Raw genomic sequence first — 2009 nt, 5'->3', positions numbered from 1 at the left:
GCCGACCCTTGCAGCCCGCGGAAGATATTGCCGCCCCCGATGACCATGCAGATTTCGACGCCAAGATCATGCACCGATTTGACCTCGTTCGCGATGCGTTGCACGGTTGGCGGGTTCAGCCCGAACCCCTGATCGCCCATCAATGCTTCGCCTGAAATCTTCAGCATGACCCGGTTGAATGTTACTTTTGACTGGCTCTCGGGCATGGGCGCACCTTTCAGGGTGTGGGAGGGGTTTTCATTGCGCCGTAAAATGTCGCAAATAGCGCAAACATTCAATGCTCCGTCAGAGGTTCACGCAAAGAAATGCCAGATGCCCCGCTGTCCCGCGTCTCTGACGTGGTTTCCTCTATCGACCCTGCCGCGCCTGTCCTGATTGCGGGGCCCACGGCGTCGGGCAAATCGGCGCTGGCGCTGGCGATTGCGCAGGCTCAGGGCGGGGTGATTGTGAATGCAGATGCCAGTCAGGTCTACGGCTGCTGGCGCGTGATCTCGGCCCGCCCCCCGGCCGAGGAAGAGGCCTTGGCACCGCATCTGCTGTATGGCCATGTCGCGGCGCACGACCCCTATTCGGTCGGCCACTGGCTGCGCGAGGTGACCGAGGTGCTGCGCCAGCCCGCACGCCCGATCATTGTCGGTGGCACGGGGCTTTATTTCGCGGCGCTGACCAAGGGGCTGGTGGACATTCCCCCGACCCCTGACGCGGTACGCGTCGCGGGCAACACCATGACCCGCGCGGCGATGATCGACGCGCTTGACGCAGAGACGGCGCGCCGCATCGATCTTTATAACCCAATGCGCGTCCAGCGTGCGTGGGAGGTGCAGCAAGCCACAGGGCGCGGGCTGGCCGCGTGGCAAGATGATACGCCGCCCCCCATCCTGCCGATGGAGCGCTGTCAGCCTGTCGCCGTTGCCGCGTCGAAGGACTGGCTGAACGACAGGATCATCCGTCGCTTTGACCAGATGCTGGACCAAGGCGCGCTGGACGAAGTCGCCGCCGTGCACCCCGATTACGACCCCGCCCTGCCCGCGCACCGTGCCATCGGCGTGCCCGAGCTGATGCGCTACCTTGACGGCGCAACACCGCTTGACGTGGCGCGACAGGATGCCATCATCGCGACACGGCAATATGCCAAACGGCAGCGCACGTGGATGCGCAAGAACACCGCCGATTGGCTGCAATATGTGCCGGGGTAGCACGCAGTTGCCAAAACGACGAAATTATCTTTTACTGCCTTTATCTTTCCGTATCTCTGTATAACGATAGTGTTTACTTGTCTTTTGCTGATAGGGTCATGCAATGACAGAGAACACGATCGAATTGCTGACGCTGGCGCAACTGTCGCAAGGGCAGGACTGGCGCGTGCAGCTTTGCCATGACCGGCCTGTGCATATGCTGATCTGGATCACCCGCGGTCAGGGATTGCTGCAGCTTGACGGCCAGCGGCGCGGCTTGGGGGCGCATAACGCGGTGTTTATCCCTGCCCGTGCGCTCTTTGCCCTTGATATGGGGCGGCAGGGCATCGGGCAAGCGGTGGTGATCCCCGACGGCACCGAGCTGCGCCTGCCCCAAATGCCGCGCCACCTGCGTATTCGGGATGTGCAGGCCCAGACCGAACTGACCGGCCTGATCGAAGCCGCGCAGCGCGAACAACAGGCCAAGCGCCCGCTGTATCACGACGCGTTAGAGGGGCACGCGGCGCTGATGTCGGTCTGGCTGCGGCGTCAGATCATGCAGGACGAACATGTCCCCAACCGGCGCAACGCCGCCGCACGGCTCAGCGCGCGGTTCTGCCAGATGGTCTGTGAACACTACAGCAGCGGCGCGCCGATGGCGCAATACGCCGAAAGCCTGGAGGTCACGCCGACGCATCTGTCACGGGCCGTAAAATCCGCGACCGGCAAGACTGCGGCGGATATCCTGACCGAACGGGTGGTGCATGAGGCACGGCACCTGCTTGGCACGACAGAGCATTCCGCACAGGATATCGCGCGCCACCTTGGCTTTGG

General features: G+C 63.0%; 2 protein-coding genes and 1 pseudogene. 2 read left to right on the top strand and 1 reads right to left on the bottom strand.

What is annotated here, in order from left to right:
- Positions 1-206, bottom strand: a pseudogene (pyrH, locus tag B2R17_RS15340) (UMP kinase); the annotation flags it as partial.
- Between the two features lie 99 nt (positions 207-305).
- Here pyrH and miaA point away from each other — a divergent pair.
- Positions 306-1196, top strand: coding sequence for a tRNA (adenosine(37)-N6)-dimethylallyltransferase MiaA (gene miaA / locus B2R17_RS15335; protein ID WP_074634963.1), 891 nt, complete (start codon positions 306-308; stop codon positions 1194-1196).
- A 103-nt stretch (positions 1197-1299) separates the two neighbouring features.
- A partial coding sequence (locus B2R17_RS15330) for an AraC family transcriptional regulator (RefSeq protein ID WP_286764677.1) occupies positions 1300-2009 on the top strand: 710 nt, incomplete at its 3' end.

It is taken from the genome of Rhodopirellula sp. UBA1907 (genome assembly GCF_002337565.1).
Taxonomy (GTDB): Bacteria; Planctomycetota; Planctomycetia; order Pirellulales; family Pirellulaceae; genus Rhodopirellula; species Rhodopirellula europaea.
The sequence above is the reverse complement of the archived record's forward strand: the minus strand, read 5'-3'. Positions and strand labels throughout refer to the sequence as shown.

Excerpts from the sequence above, each read along its gene's own strand:
- miaA (WP_074634963.1), top strand. The coding sequence starts at position 306 with ATGCCAGATGCCCCGCTGTCCCGCGTCTCTGACGTGGTTTCCTCTATC.